The organism is Shewanella oncorhynchi, from assembly GCF_012584455.1.
Taxonomy (GTDB): Bacteria; Pseudomonadota; Gammaproteobacteria; order Enterobacterales; family Shewanellaceae; genus Shewanella; species Shewanella oncorhynchi.
In genome coordinates, this window is the sequence record NZ_JABAEB010000013.1 from 98,692 (window position 1) to 119,814 (window position 21,123).

Here is a 21,123-nt window from a genome sequence, read left to right on the forward strand (position 1 = left end):
ATTAATTAAGGTAATGTAAGGGCAGATCTCAAGATGGACTTTGTTTAAAAGGAATAGAATGAATAATAAATTACTGCCTTTGTGCATTGCAGGAGTGCTCGGTATGAGCGGTCAACTTCACGCAGAAGAAGATAAATACATTTGGTTAGAAGATGTTGAAGGCGCTAAGCCTATGGAATGGGTGAAAACCCAAAATGCTGCATCTGCCGCCGAAATTAAAGCGTTTAAAGGTTTTGATACCTTAGTGGCGAACAGTCTCGCCATCCTGAACGATAAAGAACGCATTCCCTACGCGACCCATATTGGCGACAAGTTATACAACTTTTGGAAGGATGACACCCATGTGCGCGGTATTTACCGCCGTACTACCATGGAAGAATATGCCAAGGCCGATCCTAAATGGGAGACTGTGCTTGATATCGATGCCTTAGGTAAAGCTGAATCCGTCAATTGGGTATTTAAGGATATTAGCTGTCAGTATCCCGAAAATGAGCGCTGTTTTGTCTCACTTTCCCGCGGCGGTGCCGATGCGGTGGAAGTGCGAGAATTTAATTTAAATACTAAATCCTTTGTTGCCACCAAAGATAAGCCATTCTTTTTAAAAGAAGCCAAATCAAGTCTGAGCTGGATAGATAAAGACCACGCCTTTGTCGGTACTGATTTTGGTGATGGTCAAAGCATGACTGACTCAGGTTATCCACGGGAGGTGAAACTCTGGCAACGTGGTACAGCACTCGAGCAAGCGAAACCGATTTTCACTGGCGACAAAACCTCAGTTGCTGTATCAGGCTGGGTTTTATTCGATGATAAAACGCCGCTGAGTTTAGTCACTGAGGCACATACTTTTTATACCGCCAGCCAATATGTCTATCAAGATGGCAAACTCATAGGGTTGCCATTACCTCAAGATGCTGAGATTAAAGGTTATTTTAAAGGTAAGTTATTTATTGAGTTAAAGAGCGATTTAACCAACAAAGACGGTAACTTTAAGCAAGGCGCGGTCGTGTATGCCGATGTGGCGGATCTTATCGCCCAAAAAGCCAAATTCAGTTTATTTGTGAGCCCGACTCAGACCGCATCGATAGCGCAGCTCAGTTTTAGTAAGAGTGCGATTTTCGTTAATTGGCTCGATAACGTGAAAAGCAAATTAGTGCGGTATGAGCAAGACGAAAAGGGCGCTTGGCAAAGCACCCAAGTCCCATTCGAAGCGAATGGCGCCCTGACGGTAATGGACGTTGAGCAAGACAGTGATGATTTTTTCGTGAATTACACCAGTTTTCTTGAGCCTTCAAGCCTCTATACGGTTAATGCAAAAACCTTAAATCCGAAGAAAATTAAAGGTATGCCGCAACAGTTTGCTGCGGCTAAGTTTAAAACTGAGCAATACTTTGCGACGTCTAAAGATGGCACTAAAGTACCGTACTTTGTGGTGATGGCTAAGGATCTTAAGTTAGATGGCACTAATCCTACGCTACTTTATGGCTATGGTGGGTTTGAAGTCTCACTGCGTCCATCCTATTCGGCCACCATTGGTAAGAATTGGTTAGAGCAGGGCGGCGTATATGTGTTATCTAACATTCGTGGCGGTGGCGAATATGGCCCAGCTTGGCATCAAGCGGCGTTAAAGCAAAATAGACATAAAGCCTATGAGGATTTCGAGGCAATAGCGGAAGATTTGATTGCCCGTAAAATTACATCAAGTAAACATTTAGGCATCCAAGGAGGCAGTAACGGTGGCCTGTTAATGGGGGCGGCATTTACCCGCAGACCGGATCTGTACAACGCTGTCGTGTGCCAAGTACCTCTGCTTGACATGTTTAGATTCAATAAGTTACTCGCCGGTGCTAGCTGGATGGGCGAATACGGTAATCCGGATATTCCTGAGGAATGGGCTTACATTAAAACTTACTCACCGTACCATAATCTGCATAAAGACGTGCATTATCCAAAGGTCTTTTTCACCACATCGACCCGTGATGACAGGGTTCACCCAGGTCACGCCCGTAAGATGGTTGCTAAGATGAAAGACATGGGAATTGATGTTTTGTACTACGAAAATATTGAAGGTGGCCACGCCGGTGCTGCAGATAATAATCAAGCCGCGGAACTTAATTCAATGGCGTTTGCCTACTTATTACAGCAATTAAGATAATTACCGCTGGGTTAGCATGAATTGTTAACTCTTCACTGGTAAAACCGAGCAAGACCCTAATAGGTTGGGGAGCAGAAAACGGTCGAACTTATTGAGGTTCGGCCGTTTTTTAAGTTTATTATTTAATGTTAACAATACCCACAGATAATTTGAGCCATTGCCAAGAGCTTGCTACTATTGCGAAAAATTTCACTGTCAAAGGCCTAAGACTACCTTAAGAATACTAAGTTATTCTCGACAAACAACTAATTTGAGTGAGAGCTATCAGTGTTAGCAAGATTTAAGACTCTATCGGTGAATCGATTCACTTTTATCACAGCGTTATTTTACGTCTGTATTTTCAATATCCCATTGTTTGGCATCATTAAGAAAGGCATTGAAAAACAACCTGATGTCGATCCTATCTTCATCGCTACTGTGCCGTTGTTTTTAACCTTTGCACTCAGTTTTGTATTTTCCTTATTTACGGTGAAGTATCTCGTTAAACCGTTTTTCATTTTACTCACCTTGTTATCATCGAGTGTGTTCTTCGCTGCCTACCAATACAATGTCGTCTTCGATTACGGCATGATAGAAAACACTTTTCAAACCAATCATGCCGAAGCGTTCATGTATGTGAATTTTGCTTCGATAATGAATATGTTACTGACTGGGATTTTACCCGCGTACCTTATCTTTAAAGCGGATATTCAGTACAAACCTTTCCTAAAAGAACTACTGCATAAAGTGCTTTTTATGCTAGCGATGTTGGCAGGACTGGGCATTATTGCTTTCTTCTATTTTCAAGATTACGCTGCCTTTGGCCGTAACAACGACGAGCTAAAACGTTATATCGTGCCGACGTATTTTATAGGTGCTGTGTCTAAGTACATCAATGTGCAGTACTTGCAAACGCCAATGGAATATCAGCAACTTGGCCTTGATGCAAAAAATGTCAGTGCCAACTCAAATGGTAAACCGAATTTATTAGTCCTCGTCGTGGGGGAAACCGCGCGTTCAATGAGTTATCAGTATTATGGCTACGACAAGCCAACCAACGCCCATACCCAAGACCAAGGATTAATAGTCTTTAAAGATACCCATTCATGTGGCACGGCAACCGCGGTATCTTTGCCTTGCATGTTTTCTCGCATGGGACGGGAAGATTACGATTCACGCCGTGCCTATGCTCAAGACACCGCCGTTGATGTGTTGGATCATGGTGGTATTAAAGTGCAGTGGTTTGACAATGATTCTGGCTGTAAAGGGGTGTGTGACCAAGTTGAAAACATAACCATTGATTTGAACAGTGATTCTAAGTTGTGCACTGGCCAATATTGTTTTGATCAAGTGTTACTGAACAAATTAGATGAAGCCTTAGCCAACGCAGAACGCAAAGATACCGTGATTGTATTGCATGTTATTGGTAGTCATGGCCCGACTTATTTCTTACGTTATCCAGCAGAACACCGTAAGTTCACACCGGATTGTCAGCGCAGTGATATACAAAACTGCAGTGAAGATGAGCTGATGAACACCTATGACAATAGTATTTTGTACACTGACTATATTATTAGCGAAGTGGTTAAAAAGTTAGAAAACCAACAAGATAAATTTGATCCAGCCATGTTGTATCTGAGCGATCATGGCGAGTCTTTAGGCGAAAAAGGCATGTATTTACATGGCGCACCTTACAGTATCGCACCGATTGAGCAGACGAGCATTCCTATGCTTGCTTGGGTGTCAAAAGATTTTAGCCAAGATAATCAATTGGATATGGATTGTTTGGCTGAGCATGCGGCGAAAGGTGGTTTCTCCCATGACAATTTATTCGATAGTCTATTGGGACTAATGAATATCAAAACTGAGGTATATCAGCCTGAATTAGATATCTTTGCTCGCTGCCGCGGTTAATTGTGGACTTAATTGTCGCGAGGTTTCGCTCGTTCTAGTTGGTTCAACACCATGATGAGGAAGAGGATGGCAACATCCTCTTTTCTTTTGCTCCCTGTCATAATAATTGATTTCTCCCATATCCAAATCGAACCAGTTGAGTTAACTTAATATATACAAAAACATAACAAATCTATGGTTCGCGATTTATGTCTTCTACTGCAGAAAATAAAGAACTTGATTCTGCCGCGCAAATTTTGCGTTTGGCCGTGCCGCAAATGTCTGCCCTCGATATTCCTGTTACTCCTGAAAATTACACTGTTTGGTATGAATATTTTGCAGGCACAAATCTCGATTTAAATCGCGCGATTGATGGTTTTTTGGCGAATTCTGTCTCTTTTACCAAGGAAGTTAATACCAGTCTTTATAAAACCTTTATCCAAGAACAGTCACCAGAAGTGATTGAAAATGTTCAGATTGAAACACAAATCTTGATCAATAGCCTGTTGAATAAAATCAGCCAGTTGAGTCAAGGAACCGCGGCATTTTCTGGCTCATTAGCCGAGTTTGGTTTGCGATTACAGACTAATCCCGATATCAATACCTTGAACGAGCTGGTTGATGGTGTGGTCGATGAGATGCAGATGCTACTTATCAACAACCGTGAGATGGAGCAAAGTCTGTGTACCATGGGTCAAGAAGTACAAAATCTTAAGTCGGAAATGGAAAATCTTAGCCTCGCGGCTATGACAGACCAATTAACGTCTCTGCATAATCGCCGCGCCTATGAATTGAGTATTCAGGATCAAATCTACCGTTCACAAGATCACCAGACCCGCTGTAGTCTCTTACTGATTGATATCGATAATTTTAAAGCCTTTAACGACACCTATGGTCATTTAACGGGTGATAAAGTATTGGCCTATGTCGCATTAGCCTTAAAGCAATGTGTGCGTGGGGATGACTTTGTTGCGCGTTATGGCGGCGAAGAATTTGTGGTGGTGCTACCTAACACCCATTTTCACGACGCATTGCAAGTGGCTGAAAATTTGCGTGAACGTATTTCTGAGCGGCGCTTAACGGTAGGGAAAGACAAAAAGCTTTCCCTTGGCGCGATTACTGTCTCGATTGGGATGGCCTCATTGCAACAGGGGGATGATGCTGAAACGCTGTTTAGTCGCGCCGATAAAGCACTGTACCAAGCTAAGTCTGAAGGCCGTAACTGTGTTAGAGGCTGAGAATGTGGGGGCGAGTGTCGATTTTTCAAGGCGTTAAGTATTAGCTCGGTCGCTATTTCGTTAAATAATCATTTACTTAGGATAACAAAACGCCGCAATGATTTGCGGCGTTTTTGTTCGTCTGGGTAGGTGCTATTGATCACTGGGCGGTTTTAAATCCATGTGCATTTTGATCAAATGCTCCTCCATATCGAAGGTCACTTTAAAACCGAGACTCTTGGCAAGACTGGCCATATTGCGATTCTCAAACATGGTAAAGCCGGTGAGCACGGGCGTGTCGTTGGCCTGATAATATTTGATTAATTTTTCGAGTAACAACTTGCCTAACCCTATACCTTGATGATCGCCACGCACCGCCATGGCAAACTCGGCCTCGGTATTATCAGGGTCAATAGATGCACGCACGGCACCTAAGGTGATGTCATCGCCATCGGGTCCCTTAGCCGTGGCGATAAAGGCCATCTCACGGGCGTAATCGATTTGAGTTAATACCGCCATTTCTTCATGGGTCATTTTCGATCGCACCCCAAAATAACGTTTGTATCTGTCTTCATCGGATAACGAATTATCGAAGGCCAAATGTTTAGGCTCATCTTCGGGTAAAATCGGCCTTAGCATTACCTTAAGGCCATTTTTAAGCTCGGCGAATTCTTCTAATTCCTTCGGATAGGGCATGATGGCCATCCGCGATGAACTGTCGGCATTGGCATCATGCAAACGGATATTCACATCAAGCAGAGTGATATTTTCACCCGCGGCCAGTACTGGGTTTAAATCTAACGAGGCGATTTCAGGGCAATCAATAATAATATGGGATATTTGCGTTAACATCACGCACAGGGCATTCATGTCTAGACCCAGTGGTAAATGTCTGTCCTTTAACTTATGGGTCTTTAACGCTTGGATCACCATATAACGCGCCAGTGCCATATTCAGGGGAGGCAGGGCAACGGCAGCATCATTGGTGGGGTCCCATTCTGAGCCACCTTCGCCAAGGCAAATCGCCGGACCAAAGACGGGATCGCTTATCACGGCCACGCGGATTTCCTGTGCGCCAGCGGTCAACGCCATTTTCTGCACTATCATGCCTTCAATGATGGCTTCGGGATTGGCTTGATGCACCCTCTGGGTAATCGCATTCGCGGCGTGGCGGATATCTTCAGCCGAGGTTAAATTGAGCATCACTCCGTGCACATCGGACTTATGCAAGATGTTAGGGGATTGCACTTTTAACGCTAAGGGATAGCCCGCTTCATTCGCAATGGCCACCGCTTCATCGGCATCTTTCACAAACCAAGTGTCTATGGTGTTAAGCCCATAAGCACGCAAAATAGGGCTGGCCTCATGGGTTTCCAGTACCGATTTTCCTTTAGCTTGAGCCGCTTGCAGTAATTTGCGCGCAGTGAGGCTATCTGTCGGAATATTATCGGGGATCGATTGCGGCACTTCTTGCAGCAGTTTTTGGTTACGACGGTATTCAACCATGTGCATAAAGGCCCCCACAGCGCCTTCGGGTGTACGGTAGGTGGATATGCCGCCCTTAGTGAAGCGTTTTCGTGCCTGATAAGCCGAGTCTTCACCGCTCCAGTTCGTCAAAATATTGAGGCGATTCTTTTTGGGATGCGCGTGGATCACACTCACCAAAGCATCAGCTATCTCAACACTTTCACCGAGTGCTGAAGGGGAGTGCAAGACCAAAATAGCGTCAAGTTCATTGGAATCCATCAAGATAGTCAAAGCTTTAGCATATCGTGATGCGTTCGCATCACCAATGATATCGATGGGGTTTTGCCTTGACCAAGTATTCGGTAACACGGCTTCTAATTTGGCTATGGTGTCTTCTGATAACTCCGCCAGTTTACCGCCGCGCATAATGAGTTCATCTACCGCTAATACGGCAGGACCGCCACCATTACTGATAATCCCTAAGCGCTCACCTTGCAGCGGATTGGAATGCGCTAAACTTTCAACCGCGGCAAACAGTTCAATTAAATCGTTAACCCGCAACATACCTGCACGGCGAAACGCCGCTTCATATACTGCATCGTTACCGCCAACACCGCCCGTATGCAATTTTGCGGCGCGGGCACCTTCGGCGCTACGGCCCGATTTAATCACTAGAATTGGTTTATTGCGTGAAGCGGCTCGAGCGGCCGAGAGGAAATGGCGCTTCTCATTCACCGAGTCGATATAAAGCATGATGGCGCTGGTGCGGCTATCGCGGCCGAGGTAATCGAGCAGTTCGTCAAAGTTAATGTCGGTGGCATCACCGAGGGAGATAAAGGAGGAAAAGCCAATACCTTTGTTATTAGCCCAATCGAGTACCGTTGTACAAATGGCGGCAGATTGAGACACAAAGGCTATTTTGCCCGGTAGTGCGCTGGCGTGGGCTAAGCTGGCGTTTAATCCCAACGGAGGTAATAGCATTCCTAAGCTATTTGGCCCCAGAATGCGCATCCCATAACGCTTAGCATTTTGCATGGCAAGGTCGAGCAGGCTCACGCCATCTTCGTTAAATTCCTGTGCCATTCCCGCTGCCATAATAATGGCCACCTTACAGCCAAATTGCGCAAGGGTTTCAACGATGGCGGGCACACGGCAAGCGCGGGTACAAATAACCGCTAAATCGGGTTTGATGGGTAAGGCTTCAATATTGGGATAGGCGAGCACGCCCATCACTGCCCGATACTTAGGGGTGACTGGCATGATAGGCCCCGAAAAACCACTCGATAGTAGGTTTTTCATCAGCACATTACCCGCGCGTTTTTCGGTATTCGAAGCGCCGATAATAGCAACGGAAGTCGGTTTAAATAAGGAGTTTAATGTACGTTGACTCATAAGCGATCCCATCCCAATCCATGACGCTTCCAGTGTAACCTAGGGTATGAGGACTGCACAGTTAAGTTTCGGGTTCCATTAAGACAAGTTTATTAGCAAATCATGAATTTACGGCAATTTACTGAGAATTAGCGCTCAATGATAGGGATTTCTATCGCGATAACTGCATTTTCCGCATTGCGACACGTAACAATGTGAATAATTTCACTTTCGTGTTTGAAAATCACCCAATATGAAACTACTTTTTAATCACTGTACAATTATTGTGAAGTCCATATGACATACAAGGATGGGGTCGTTGCGGTGCTCGCGGCAGGCGTTGGATATGCGCTGAGTTTGATGACATTGTGGGCTATTGGTCCGGTTATTTCTGTATTGATTATGTTGCTGTGGCAATTTTATCAGCACCAGCAAATGCAGTCAGTTCAACAGCATGATGATAAGTCCTTCAACAACCAACTTGCCGCAGATTGGCAAGCCCATGTCAGTCTGTACCAAGAGTCAATCACGACGCTTAACGGCTGCGAGGCTAACATTGACAGTGTGCTAGCGGTGCAAGGTGACGCAGTCAATTTGCTCGGTGAGTCATTCGATGGTTTAGGGCGGTTAATGACGGAGCAGACAGGATTTATTTCAGCGCTTGTCCAAAGTACGGATGATGCTGAGTTATTCCATTCAGATCAAATGAAGCAATTTGCCAACAATACCTCAATGACGTTAGAGCGCTTTATTCAATCCACCATAGAAATGTCGGCATCAACTATGGAATTGTTGGAAAAAGTGAATCTCATCTACGAGTCTATGCCTCAAGCAATGAAAGCCTTGCAAGACATAGATCAAATCTCGTCCCAGACTAATTTGCTCGCTTTAAATGCGGCAATTGAAGCGGCGCGGGCGGGTGATGCAGGTAGGGGCTTTGCTGTTGTGGCAGATGAAGTGCGCGCTTTATCCACTCGTAGCGCAGGTTTTAGTGAAAGCATACAAAAACAGCTTAAATCAATTCAAATTCAGATTGAACAATTGACGGTACACGTGAGTAAAGTCGCCGCTCAAGATATGACTTATATTATTGATGCCAAAAAGGATATAGATACTGCACTAAGGCAGATTATCGTTAAAGCAGAGAAGGATTCTCAAGTGATTGAACGTATCGATTCATCGGCACATGAACTAGAACAAGCCATCTCGGATACTATTCGGGGATTGCAGTTCAGTGATATTACTTCCCAAAGCCTGATTTACACAAATCAGTCCCTAAACCATTTAAAAGAATCGCTCAATCGTGTCACCACTATGTCACAACAGGAGTTTGGCATTAAGGGTGATGACATCACAATACAAATGAGTCGCCGACGTCAGGAGACTCATAATCCCGTTTCAAGGGATCAAATTACCTGTGGTGAAATTGAACTCTTTTAATTAGGGATAACACAATGTCAAATATTAAAGTTATTTCATTGCCAGAGCGCTTTGACTTTTATTACCACAAGAAATTCACCAGTGATTATCAAGATGTTTTAACGCTTCCAGAGGTTAACCATATTATTTTAGATTTTAGTCGAGTGCTTTACCTCGATAGTTCTGCTTTAGGCATGATGGTACTGCTGCATCGTAAGGCGCAGGAGTTACATATTTCTACGTCTGTAAAAGGTGCACATGGTCAGGCGAATGAAATCCTTAGTATTGCCAATATGCAGAAAATCTACATCATAGAGTAACACTCATTATGGTATCGCTTACTCAGCCGGAACATTTTATTTTAGTTATCGATGATGACGCTATTGCTAGTCAAAGGATCAGTGACTTTATTCACAGCAAAGGTTACAACGTTATTGTTTGTAGTGAGCTAGAAGAAGGTTTATTTGAAATAACGCAAAATACGGTTGATTTAATTCTGATTAACTATTGGTTAAAGGATGGTACCGCACTGGCGTTACTAGACAAGTTGAATAAGGACAAAAAAGAAACTCCTGTTATCGTCATGAGCGAGACAAAAGAAAATCAATCCGTGTTAGCCTGTTTTAGAATGGGGGTTTTGGATTTTGTTGTTAAACCGATAAATGTTGAAATATTTTGGTACAAGGTTGAATGTTTACTTACCCGGGTGCAACTTCAGCATAAAGTAGAGCATCAAAGAATTGAACTTGAAAAAATGCTTTATGAAAAGGCCCGAGAAGAACACATGGCCCGGCATTTATTTGAGCACTTAGTCAATATTGATAATACTGACTTTGATTTTGTACATACTTACTGCCAAGCCAGTGCTAATTTTAGCGGTGATATTATCCTCAATGGCATAGCGCCTAATGGCAATTTTTTCTTAATTCTCGCCGATTCAACGGGTCATGGCCTGAGTGCAGCCATGCCCATCATGCGTGTCGCCAGTACATTTAGAGCCATGGTTTCAAAGGGATTTTCTTTAGTTACGTTTATTTATGAACTGAATGCTAAGCTCCACCGAGAAAACCCTGAAGACAGATTTGTTGCCTGTATTATTTTAGAAGCCGATTTTAATCGTAATAAATTACACATTTGGAATGGTGGTATGCCACCCGTGTATATTCAAACGGGGGGAATTGACTGTTTAACAAACCACAATATTAAAGAAACTGACCTTCCTCGTTCAGTCAGTAATCAATCAATTGATAAATTTAAATCGACAAATATGGCCCTTGGTATTTTACCTCCGCATACTTTTATCGCGGATATTGTTACGGTTGATTTACCATCCCATGGGCATGCTTGCCTTTTTAGTGATGGTTTAATAGAGCAATATACCCATGACGGTAATCCATTTGGCATTGATAAATTAAAAGATCTATTTATTCATTTGTCAGGTGGTCTAGTCAAATATTTAGAGAACAATATTCATGAGTACTGTTCTGCTGAAAATATTGCCGATGACATCACTATTTGTACCTTAGATTTTGAACGATTAAACACTTGGCATCAAGATCGTGATGTTAGTCGTATTAAAGCCATTATGGATGGTGAGTTCTGCTGGGATGTCAGTATTGCAGGGCCTATGTTACTCAGCGCTGATTATTTAAGTTCATTGAATCAGTTTCTCAGTATATTGGGATTTGCGACCAATTTCTGTCAACGGGTTTTTACTGTTGTCGCAGAGTTATTTAGCAACGCTATTGATCATGGTGTACTAAAATTAGATTCTCGACTAAAAAATGATCCAGAAGGCTTCGAACTGTACCATAGTATTAGGGACAGTTTTGCAGATAGGCTCACGGAAAATGATTGGGTAAAAGTAAGCATCATCTGGCGTTCATCGCAGGATGAATTACATATTAGCGTGGCTGACAGTGGCAAAGGCTTTGAGGGTGATGAAAATTTGATGGCGGACATTCCTCAGTTGTCTGGGCGCGGTCTCTCACTGGTGAAAACATTATCTAAGACCTACGAATTAGTACCGCCAGGGAATATAACTAAAGTCATAATGGAATAGCGCATGAGTAAAAGAATATTAATTGTTGATGATTCCGCAGCGATCCGACAAATGGTCGAAGCGACACTTAAATCGGCTAATTATCAAGTAGTACTGGCCAAAGATGGTCGAGAAGCCCTCGATATCTGTAATGGGCAGAGATTTGACTTCATTCTGACAGACCAAAACATGCCTCGAATGGATGGGCTGACCTTAATTAAATCCTTACGTACTATGTCGGCATTTATGCGTACGCCGATCATTATGCTCACCACGGAAGCGGGCGATGATATGAAAGCCCAAGGGAAAGCCGCGGGTGCGACGGGATGGATGGTAAAACCCTTTGATCCTCAAAAGTTGTTGGCTATTACGGCTAAAGTGCTGGGTTAACTGCAACGGGGTGCGCTATGTCCATCAATATGGCCGAGTTCCATCAGGTCTTTTTTGAAGAAAGTCATGAACATCTTGAAAATATGGAACAATTGCTATTGGCATTGGACCTTGCTTCTCCCGATCCTGAAGAACTGAACACCATTTTCCGTGCTGCACATTCTATAAAAGGCGGCAGTGGTATTTTTGGTTTTACTGCATTAACCAGTGTCACCCATGTGATGGAAAACCTGCTGGATAAAACGCGTAAGGGTAACTTCCAATTAACGTCATCCATTATCGATTTACTACTGAGTACTGTGGACACTTTATCCCATATCTTGAGCTTGTACCGCGAAGAAGAGCAGATTGATTGGCAGGAGGTCGAATACAGTAAAAGCCAGTTGGTTGCAGCGTTAAATGGTGAGCCTTTTAGTTCATCAGTTGCGATACGTAATGGTACAGACGCCGCTAGCACTCCCATCATAAATGCAACACTGACCGCACCAGTGGAGGCAGAAGATCTGGGTTTTGGATTTTTTGAAGATGAAATGGCACGTGATATTGCCATCGAAGGTGAAGACTTTGGATTTTTTGATGAGGCTTATCAAGCGGAAGACATCAGCGCTGACAGTGTGGCAAATAATAAAGAGTGTAATGCTGAGCTGTGTGATGTGACAATTGACGATGATGAGTTAGGTTTTGGTTTTTTTGAAGCATTAACGCCAGAATCCTTCGCCAATGAAATCGAGTTATTAAGTTCGAAATCGCTAGTGCAGAAGGTTTATAAGCCAGCGACCACTCGAGCACATCAAGCCAAGGAAACTGGAAGTAGCCAATCCAAAAACACCTTATTTAAAGCCAACGCGACTGAGCCTACCGCACCTGATTCAACCGTGCCCACGAGTCCTTCTGTGAAAGCAAGCTCGCCTGCAATACTGAGTTCAAACGCAACATCAAACTCATCCGTTGCCCCAAAGCCCAATACCACAGAGGTGAAAACAGCGACAAAAAAATCAGCCACGTCAGCCCAAGATGCCACCTTAAGGGTCGAAACCTCCAAAATAGATACCCTGGTTAATCTCGCGGGCGAGCTGGTGATCACTCAGTCCATGTTGACTCTCATTGGTAACGAGATGACGGGCGATTTAGGTGAGCGACTCAAGACCGCACTCAATGAATTGGAACGTAATACCCGTGAGATGCAAGAGGCAGTGATGTCGGTGCGTATGCTGCCGGTATCCTTTGTGTTTAACCGTTTCAACCGTTTAGTGAGGGACCTTTCTGAGCAACTGGGTAAAAACGTCAATCTCGTGATTGAAGGTGGCAACACAGAAATTGACAAGGGCATGATTGAAAAGCTCGTCGATCCGCTGACCCACTTAGTGCGCAATAGTTTAGATCACGGTATCGAAAAACCTGAAAAACGGCTCGCAGCGGGTAAATCTGAAGTGGGTGTGTTATCCCTTAAAGCCAGTCAAAGGGGCGGCAATATCGTTATCGCTGTGCACGATAACGGCGCAGGCTTAAATCGTGAACGCATTATTCAAAAGGCGCGGGAAAATGGTTTGCAAGTGGCTGATAACAGTAGCGACAAGCAAGTTTGGCAATTGATTTTTGCCGCAGGATTTTCAACTGCGGAGGAAGTCACAGATGTGTCAGGCCGCGGTGTCGGTATGGATGTGGTGCGCCGTAATATTGAAGCCTTAGGTGGACGCATTGATATTGAGTCCACTGAGGGCCAAGGCTCAACCTTTGAAATCCAGTTGCCACTCACGCTCGCCATTGTCGATGGTATGACGGTTTCTGTGGGAAATCAGATCTACATTCTGCCCTTAGTGCACATCATAGAATCTATTCAGCCGCAAACGGAACAACTTAAATTTCTCGCCAAAGAAAGACTCTTAAAAGTACGTGAAGAGTACTTACCTCTGCTCAATCTTTATCAGCTGATGGAAATTGAGCCCAATGCCCGCTGCCCAGAAGAGGGCATAGTCGTATTGCTCGAAAGCAACCACAAGCGCTTTGGCCTGTGCGTTGATGCCTTAGTTGGCCAGCAGCAAGTGGTGATTAAAAGTCTTGAAAAACATTATCGCAGGATCCCCGGTGTTTCCGGCGCCACCATCATGGGCGATGGCAGCGTCGCGTTGATCCTCGATGTCGAATCGCTCGCTCTGCACATTAAAAATTAAGGAAATAGCCATGGAGAGTCGATCAACTATGACCGCCAAAGTGGAATACAACGCCCATGATGAGGTGGAGTTTTTAAGCTTTATGTTAGGCGAAGAGCACTATGCCCTCGATATTATGTCCGTCAAAGAAATTCGCGGTTATGAGTCGGTCACTAAAATCGCCAACGCCCCCAGTTTTATAAAAGGCGTGATTAATTTGCGCGGTGACATAGTGCCCATAGTGGATTTGCGGATGAAATTTGCTGTTGGAACCGCCACTTATAACGAGTTCACTATCGTTATTATGCTCAATGTGTTTGAACGTATAGTCGGCATAGTGGTCGATGCCGTCTCCGATGTGATTAAGCTGTCGGCGGAGGAGATCTTACCTGCCCCAGAATTTGGTGTGGCGTTCGATAGCCGCTACCTCAAAGGCTTAGCCACAGTCGAGGATAAGATGATCATTTTAGTAAATATTCAGGCTCTGATCAGCAGTGATGAGCTGGGTCTAATTGATGCAAATAGTCTGACTGATCAGGAGTAACAATAATGAGTATCTTCAAATTTTTTGGCAATGATGAGGCGCGTGAGCAAAGGGATGAAGAGCGTCAGCGCTATTTTCAGCTACTTGATAACAGTGGCAACAGCTTTATGATTGCTGACAGTCAGCGCAATATTATTTATGCGAATAAAGCCGTTGTCCGTTTGCTGCAAGAGGCAGAGGACGATATTCGTAAAGAGTTACCTCAGTTCTCGGTTGCCAAACTGATCGGCAGTAATATCGACATATTCCATAAAAATCCTGCACATCAGCGCAATTTATTAGAGCGTCTAACTCAATCCCATACCGCGCAAATCACCATAGGCAAACGTACTTTTAGGTTGATTTTGACGCCGATTATCACCGCTGAAAATAAACATTTAGGTACAGGTGTTGAGTGGATAGACCGCACCGAAAGTATCGAAGCCGAGCGAGCAACCCAGCGCATCCTCGAAGCGCTCAATAATACCAGTACCAACGTCATGATAGCCGATGCTAACCGTACGATCATTTATATGAATCGCTCGGTTGAAACTATGTTGCGCCATTCTGAAAGTGAGATACGACAAGCCTTACCTCATTTTTCCGTAGATAAAATCCTCGGCAGCTCGATGGATATCTTCCACCGCAATCCTGCCCACCAAGCAAGTTTACTCGATAAATTAGACCGTAAATATGAATCGCTTATTAAGGTCGCGAGTTGCCATTTTCGCTTAACTGCCAGCCCCATTGTGTCTAAAGAAGGTGAGCGCTTAGGGACTGTGGTTGAATGGCTCGACCGCACCATTGAAGTCCAAACCGAACAGGAAATTTCCCGCATAGTTACAGCCGCAGCTGCGGGTGATTTCTCCCAAAGGGCGGAAACAGATGGCAAGCAAGGTTTCTTTTTAATGCTGGCGAACAATTTAAATTCGTTAATTGAAACCTCGGAACGTGGATTGCAAGATGTGGCGCGGGTGCTGATGGCGCTAGCGGATGGCGATTTGACCACTCGCATTTATAACGACTATGAAGGCACCTTTGATGATTTGAAAAATTACTCAAATCAAACTGCTGAAAAGTTATCCTTCATGATCCAAGATATTCAACGAGCCGCGGATACCATCAATACCGCTTCGGCAGAAATAGCCCAAGGCAATGCTGATTTATCCAGCCGCACCGAAGAACAAGCTTCGAGCCTAGAGCAAACCTCGGCCAGCATGGAGGAACTCACAGGTACAGTGAAACTCAATGCGGATAACGCCAGTCAAGCCAATGCCTTAGCCTCTAAAGCAGCTGAAGTCGCAGTGGATGGCGGTGAGCTTATTCAGCAAGTTGTCCAGACCATGGCATCGATTAATGAATCGGCGCGTAAGATTGCCGACATTATTGGTGTTATCGATGGCATTGCTTTCCAGACCAATATCTTAGCGCTCAATGCAGCGGTTGAAGCGGCGAGGGCGGGCGAACAAGGCCGCGGCTTTGCGGTGGTCGCGTCAGAAGTGCGTAGCTTAGCCCAACGTTCGGCCAATGCCGCTAAAGATATCAAGGCACTGATCTCTGATTCTGTGTCTAAAATCGAGAGTGGCAACAGCCTTGTTGGTAAGTCCGGCGATACCATGAAGGAAATCGTCATCGCCATTAAACGGGTGAACGACATCATGGCGGAAATTGCCTCAGCCTCTAATGAACAGGCCATCGGTATCGATGAGATCAGCAAAGCCGTAGTGCAAATGGATGAAATGACACAACAAAATGCGGCATTAGTTGAAGAAGCGGCCGCCGCAGCGGAAAGCATGCAATCCCAAGCGCAGCAACTCTCAGACAGTGTCGCCAGTTTTCGCGTGGACGACGAAGATGAAGCCCCAAGACGCAGCAACGCGAGATTAGCGGCGCCCAAAGCGAAGGCGATGAAACCCATCAAACAGCAGCTTCAACCTATGGCAAGAGCCAGAGTGACAGAGAAACCTAAAACCAATGCGATGAAGCCCATTAAGCAAGATCAAGATGAATGGGAAGAATTTTAATTGAGTGAAAACAAACCATTGGAACGAGAGTTTGCCTATACCTCGGTGCACTTTAATACCGCGAGGACGACGCTGTACCGCTTAGCGGGGATCAAACTCGCCGATAGCAAGGATGCTATGGTGTATAGCCGTTTAGTGCGGCGGATCAGAACATTGAAATTAGCCGGATTTTCGGCTTATTTTGAGTATCTGCTAAGCCATGAAAACGAACACCAAGACTTTATCAATGCGTTAACCACGAATCAAACGGCATTTTTCAGGGAACCGCATCACTTTGAGGTGTTAAAACAGTATTTAATCGATAACCCTGATACTCGCAGGATCTGGTGTGCGGCCAGTAGCACAGGGGAAGAACCTTACTCGATTGCGATTGTCGTCGCTGAACATTTCAACAGTTTTAAAACGCCTATCGAGATCATTGCTTCCGATATTGACAGCGGGGTACTTAAAAAGGCTGAAATGGGCATTTATCCTTTAGAGCGTATCGATACTGTCAGCGATATTCGCAAGAAACGGTTTTTTCACCGTGGAAGGGGTTCACAGTTGGGCAATGTGCGCGTGGTTCCCGAATTAAAGCAGATGCTCAAGTTTACCCGCATTAATTTGCTCGATTCTTTTTGGCCGCTAAAAACGCCAATCGATGTGATTTTTTGCCGTAATGTAATGATTTATTTCGATAAAGAAACGCAGGAAGTCATATTAAAACACATGATGAACTCCCTTAGCGAGGATGGGCTTTATATTGCGGGACATTCGGAAAATTTTAATATGTTCCCGCAAATCATCACTGCCGTTGGTCAAACAACCTATCGGCCAGTGAAGGGGCTCATGAGTGCTAAAACCTAATATCGAATATGCTATTACAGAGCCGAATCGCTATCACGATCATCATTTTGGTTGCGATGCGGTAAAAATATTACCCGGTGAGTATTTTGCAACCCGTGAAGATACCATGATAGTGACAGTGTTAGGCTCCTGCGTCTCAGTGTGCTTGTATGATCCTAAGCTCAAAATCGGCGGAATGAATCACTTTTTATTGCCAAGTGACAATAGCAATTGTACTGGGGTGCTCGCCGATTCTGCCCGTTACGGCGTGTATGCCATGGAGTTGTTAATCAACGACTTGCTCAAGCTTGGCGCACAGCGCAACTCACTCGAAGCTAAGGTGTTTGGGGGCGGCAATATGTTACGCAGTTTTACTGTGCACAACATTGGTGAGCGTAATGCTGAGTTTGTGATTGAATACCTCAATCTTGAAAATATCCCTATCGTTGCTGCCGATTTACTCGATGTGTATCCGCGCAAAGTGTATTTTTTCCCCCATTCGGGCAAAGTGAAAGTCCGCAAAATTAAATCCATGCATAACAGCACAATTCTTGACAGGGAAAGTGAGTACCGTTTACGGGTTCGTAATTTACCTTCGGGCGGCGACGTTGAACTATTTGGTGATTAAGTTATGACGATCAAAGTGTTAGTTGTTGACGATTCTGCGCTAATGCGCAGCTTGCTCGGTAAAATGATTGAGGCTGACTCTGAACTGTCTCTGGTTGGGCTTGCTGCCGATGCCTACGAGGCCAAGGATCTGGTGAACCAATTTCGCCCCGATGTGATTACCTTAGACATCGAAATGCCCAAAGTAGATGGTTTAACATTTTTGGACCGCTTGATGAAAGCCAGACCCACTGCGGTAGTGATGATTTCATCGTTAACCGAGCAGGGCGCTGATGCGACATTTAACGCCTTGGCCTTAGGCGCGGTGGATTTTATCCCTAAACCGAAATTAGACTCCCCCCAAGGTATCCATGATTATCAGGATTTGATTTTAGATAAGATCAAATCTGCTGCGAAAGCCAAAATCATCAAGCCGCAGAAATTTGTTGAGCCAGTACGCCCTGTTTCAAGTAAGCGGCCAGTATTGGCCAATACAACCCTGACTCAGCATTTAGTCGCGATAGGCGCATCTACTGGCGGTACTGAAGCCATTCTTTATGTATTACAACATTTACCCGCGGCTATGCCGCCGATAGTGATCACCCAACATATGCCCGCGGGGTTTACCCGCACTTTTGCGGAACGTTTAAACCGACAGTCACGGATCACTGTCAAAGAAGCCGAACATGGGGAACGACTCTTACCCAGTTATGCCTATGTTGCACCAGGGGATCATCACCTTGAGATCATCAAAGTGGGTGGTAGTTATAAAGTCAAATTAACCCAAGATGAAAAGGTCAGTGGCCACAGACCTTCGGTCGATGTGATGTTTACGGCCTTGGCCCAATGTGCCGCGCCCAATATGAGCGCGATGATTTTAACCGGCATGGGCAAAGATGGCGCCGAAGGCATGGTGGCGCTACACCAAAAAGGCGTCACTACATTTGCCCAAGATGAACAAAGTTGTGTGGTATTTGGCATGCCACGAGAAGCAATAAAGTGCCGTGCAGTAGATTATGTGGTGGAGTTATCGCAGATGCCGAGCAAGCTCATTAACCATTTAAGCTCACTGTGACCGCCCACGCTGAGTGGGATTAAAAAGTAACGAATAGAGCGTGAGTCTCGCAGGAAGAGCATTACGCCGAACTGATTTGTGCGCTGCAGTGGCTCATTCTGTTTAGGGTTAGTCAGTCGTAGAAACCACGAGCTGATTTCTACCTAAACGCTTAGCTTCGTAAAGGTTTTTATCTGCCAGTAACAGGCAATCTTGAAATTCCTCACATTGATCCGAAAAGGCTAAACCGCCGCTGAGCGTCACCTTAAATTCGACGCCATCTTCAACAAATACGATATGGCTAAAGCTTTCACGGATCGCATTCAACTTGGCAATCGCCAGTGGTTTTTGCATATCTGGCAGCACTAACATAAATTCTTCGCCACCGTAGCGGCCGGTAAAGTCAGTTTGACGTAAGGATTGTTGTAACAGATGGGCAAATGCCAACAACACCTTATCACCACCGGAATGACCATAAGTATCGTTGACCTTTTTGAAGTGATCTAAATCGAACATAGCGATACAAACTTGAGAGTTAATCCGTTTCGCTACGTTAAAACAGCGTCTCGCAGCCACCAGAATTTGGGTATGGTTTAACAGCCCAGTTAAGCTGTCGCGACTAGCCGAACTGCGAATGTCATGACCCCGCTGAGCACGGGAAATCACCTGCGCGACGAATAAACTCGGCGCGGTTTGCTTTGAAATTAAGTCATCAGATCCCGCTTGTATGATGCTGACCTTATTCTGCATCGTATCGTCTGAGCTCAACACGAGAATTGGGCTCGAGGTGTATTTATCCAATTGGCGGATCATCTTTGCCAGCTCAAGCCCGTTCACTTCGGGCATGTACAAATCGAAGATAAACAAATCAGGCTCAAATTGCTCAAGGGCAGGCAAGACTTGCTCGGCACTGGACAACCCTTTTACCATCAAACCATGGCTGCGTAACAGGCTTGAAAAGTAATCCACCATAGATTGTTGATCATCCACCAGTAACACCTTAAGCGGCTGTTTCTCTGACATCTTGAGGGATTGATGGATTTTGCGCACCAATAAAGTGGTTTCCGCAGGTTTAACAAAATATTCGCTGACATTGGCACGAATGGCCAATAGCCGCATGTCAAAATCCCCCCGCGAGGATAAAACAAACACTCGGGTATTGTTCTTCTCAAACTCAGTGGCGGCTTCGAACAAGGCCTCTTCAGTCCAATCGGGTAGAATTAAATCTAATAAAATCAGATCAAAGGGCGTTTTATTTTGCACTACCAGAAAGCTCGTGAAATTCAAATAATGCTGCACACTAAAACCGAACTCTCGCAGCTGCTTTGTGATCATAGCGCCGACATTCCCATCGTCTTCTATGATGGCAATATGGTGCTCATGGCGCGCCTTTGACGGTTTATAGGGGCTTTGCTGCATTTGCGCCTCCACTACCGGCGCCGACGGTTGGCCGCGCATATTGTTTTGTAACAACTGGTGGAAGAGGGTATCTAAGCCTTTGATCGTAGGAAGTTCGGGGGCTGGCGCATTGAGCAGCCCCTTAAGCAGCAACTCCAGTTTATCGACTATGTGTTTGGTATCTGACAACCCAAAGGTCTCGCTCGACCCTTTTAAGTTATGCACCTCTCGGTATACGGCAGACAGCATGTGTGCGTCCCAATTTTTACGCAATGAAATCCACAAGGTAATGATTTGTTTCTTTTTATCCGGCAGTGCATGTAGAAACTGTCGTTTAAGTTGCTCTAACGAATCTTCAAAACTCATAGGCAATAGATATCCTAAATAATTGAGCCCTAGGTCTTAATCTCTATGTAGACGCTACGCCAAGACGTTAAAACCCGTTTACTCCCACACTGAAATGGAAACTACTCTGGAGAAGCATGTAACAGATTCAATCAATTGCACTTATCTTTACACTCACTCATAGAGTGTAAACCACTGCAAAAAAAACGATGGGGAAATGCTGAGATTGCATAGGCATTGATAAGAATATTGGGTCGAATAGCCGAAAT

Annotated in this window: 15 protein-coding genes; 13 read left to right on the top strand and 2 right to left on the bottom strand. The window is 44.7% G+C overall.

Features of this window, described 5'->3' with window-relative positions:
- Positions 1-58 precede the first annotated feature (58 nt).
- The 3 genes from HGO26_RS18660 to HGO26_RS18670 all read left to right on the top strand — a co-directional run bounded on the left by HGO26_RS18660 (position 59) and on the right by HGO26_RS18670 (position 5,262).
- A complete protein-coding gene (locus tag HGO26_RS18660; RefSeq protein ID WP_168827090.1) occupies positions 59-2,152 on the top strand; it encodes a prolyl oligopeptidase family serine peptidase in 2,094 nt (697 codons plus the stop codon).
- Positions 2,153-2,419: 267 nt separating this feature from the next.
- Positions 2,420-4,045, top strand: coding sequence for a phosphoethanolamine--lipid A transferase (locus tag HGO26_RS18665; RefSeq protein WP_168827092.1), 1,626 nt, complete (start codon positions 2,420-2,422; stop codon positions 4,043-4,045).
- Positions 4,046-4,233: 188 nt separating this feature from the next.
- Positions 4,234-5,262: a GGDEF domain-containing protein gene (locus HGO26_RS18670; protein ID WP_028759897.1), complete on the top strand. Its 1,029-nt coding sequence runs from the start codon at positions 4,234-4,236 to the stop codon at positions 5,260-5,262.
- Between the two features lie 132 nt (positions 5,263-5,394).
- Here HGO26_RS18670 and HGO26_RS18675 read toward each other — a convergent pair whose 3' ends face one another.
- Entirely contained in the window at positions 5,395-8,100 is a 2,706-nt protein-coding gene (locus tag HGO26_RS18675) for an acetate--CoA ligase family protein (protein ID WP_105252534.1), read from the bottom strand.
- Between the two features lie 276 nt (positions 8,101-8,376).
- Between HGO26_RS18675 and HGO26_RS18680 the strand changes: the two genes are divergently transcribed.
- The 10 genes from HGO26_RS18680 to HGO26_RS18725 are packed head-to-tail and all read left to right on the top strand — an operon-like array spanning position 8,377 to position 19,132.
- Positions 8,377-9,519 (top strand): methyl-accepting chemotaxis protein, encoded by a 1,143-nt coding sequence (locus tag HGO26_RS18680; protein WP_168827095.1) that lies wholly within the window; start codon positions 8,377-8,379, stop codon positions 9,517-9,519.
- Positions 9,520-9,533: 14 nt separating this feature from the next.
- The gene (locus HGO26_RS18685) at positions 9,534-9,818 is read left to right on the top strand and encodes an STAS domain-containing protein (RefSeq protein ID WP_168827097.1); all 285 of its coding nucleotides are present in this window, start codon (positions 9,534-9,536) and stop codon (positions 9,816-9,818) included.
- 8 nt (positions 9,819-9,826) lie between these two features.
- Positions 9,827-11,560, top strand: coding sequence for a SpoIIE family protein phosphatase (locus tag HGO26_RS18690; RefSeq protein WP_168827099.1), 1,734 nt, complete (start codon positions 9,827-9,829; stop codon positions 11,558-11,560).
- A 3-nt stretch (positions 11,561-11,563) separates the two neighbouring features.
- Entirely contained in the window at positions 11,564-11,929 is a 366-nt protein-coding gene (locus HGO26_RS18695; RefSeq protein ID WP_168827101.1) for a response regulator, read from the top strand.
- Positions 11,930-11,946: 17 nt separating this feature from the next.
- Positions 11,947-14,100 carry a chemotaxis protein CheA gene (locus HGO26_RS18700; RefSeq protein WP_168827103.1) on the top strand — a complete coding sequence of 718 codons (2,154 nt, stop codon included), beginning with the start codon at positions 11,947-11,949 and terminating at the stop codon, positions 14,098-14,100.
- 10 nt (positions 14,101-14,110) lie between these two features.
- A complete protein-coding gene (locus HGO26_RS18705) occupies positions 14,111-14,623 on the top strand; it encodes a chemotaxis protein CheW (protein ID WP_049821692.1) in 513 nt (170 codons plus the stop codon).
- A 5-nt stretch (positions 14,624-14,628) separates the two neighbouring features.
- A complete protein-coding gene (locus tag HGO26_RS18710) occupies positions 14,629-16,626 on the top strand; it encodes a methyl-accepting chemotaxis protein (protein ID WP_168827106.1) in 1,998 nt (665 codons plus the stop codon).
- Positions 16,627-17,472 (top strand): CheR family methyltransferase, encoded by an 846-nt coding sequence (locus HGO26_RS18715; RefSeq protein WP_168827108.1) that lies wholly within the window; start codon positions 16,627-16,629, stop codon positions 17,470-17,472.
- On the top strand, positions 17,459-18,079 hold the full coding sequence (gene cheD, locus HGO26_RS18720) for a chemoreceptor glutamine deamidase CheD (RefSeq protein WP_168827110.1): 621 nt from the start codon (positions 17,459-17,461) through the stop codon (positions 18,077-18,079). The genes HGO26_RS18715 and cheD overlap by 14 nt, the downstream gene beginning before the upstream one ends.
- A 3-nt stretch (positions 18,080-18,082) precedes the next feature.
- The gene (locus HGO26_RS18725) at positions 18,083-19,132 is read left to right on the top strand and encodes a protein-glutamate methylesterase/protein-glutamine glutaminase (RefSeq protein WP_168827113.1); all 1,050 of its coding nucleotides are present in this window, start codon (positions 18,083-18,085) and stop codon (positions 19,130-19,132) included.
- A 108-nt stretch (positions 19,133-19,240) separates the two neighbouring features.
- On the opposite strand, the gene HGO26_RS18730 is transcribed toward HGO26_RS18725, so the two are convergent.
- Entirely contained in the window at positions 19,241-20,875 is a 1,635-nt protein-coding gene (locus tag HGO26_RS18730; RefSeq protein WP_168827115.1) for a diguanylate cyclase, read from the bottom strand.
- Positions 20,876-21,123 lie beyond the last annotated feature (248 nt).

Excerpts from the sequence above, each read along its gene's own strand:
- HGO26_RS18685 (WP_168827097.1), top strand. The coding sequence starts at position 9,534 with ATGTCAAATATTAAAGTTATTTCATTGCCAGAGCGCTTTGACTTTTAT.
- HGO26_RS18690 (WP_168827099.1), top strand. The coding sequence starts at position 9,827 with ATGGTATCGCTTACTCAGCCGGAACATTTTATTTTAGTTATCGATGAT.
- HGO26_RS18710 (WP_168827106.1), top strand. The coding sequence starts at position 14,629 with ATGAGTATCTTCAAATTTTTTGGCAATGATGAGGCGCGTGAGCAAAGG.
- HGO26_RS18730 (WP_168827115.1), bottom strand. The coding sequence starts at position 20,875 with ATGAGTTTTGAAGATTCGTTAGAGCAACTTAAACGACAGTTTCTACAT.
- HGO26_RS18670 (WP_028759897.1), top strand. The coding sequence starts at position 4,234 with ATGTCTTCTACTGCAGAAAATAAAGAACTTGATTCTGCCGCGCAAATT.
- HGO26_RS18705 (WP_049821692.1), top strand. The coding sequence starts at position 14,111 with ATGGAGAGTCGATCAACTATGACCGCCAAAGTGGAATACAACGCCCAT.
- HGO26_RS18725 (WP_168827113.1), top strand. The coding sequence starts at position 18,083 with ATGACGATCAAAGTGTTAGTTGTTGACGATTCTGCGCTAATGCGCAGC.
- HGO26_RS18695 (WP_168827101.1), top strand. The coding sequence starts at position 11,564 with ATGAGTAAAAGAATATTAATTGTTGATGATTCCGCAGCGATCCGACAA.
- HGO26_RS18680 (WP_168827095.1), top strand. The coding sequence starts at position 8,377 with ATGACATACAAGGATGGGGTCGTTGCGGTGCTCGCGGCAGGCGTTGGA.
- HGO26_RS18700 (WP_168827103.1), top strand. The coding sequence starts at position 11,947 with ATGTCCATCAATATGGCCGAGTTCCATCAGGTCTTTTTTGAAGAAAGT.
- HGO26_RS18675 (WP_105252534.1), bottom strand. The coding sequence starts at position 8,100 with ATGAGTCAACGTACATTAAACTCCTTATTTAAACCGACTTCCGTTGCT.
- HGO26_RS18660 (WP_168827090.1), top strand. The coding sequence starts at position 59 with ATGAATAATAAATTACTGCCTTTGTGCATTGCAGGAGTGCTCGGTATG.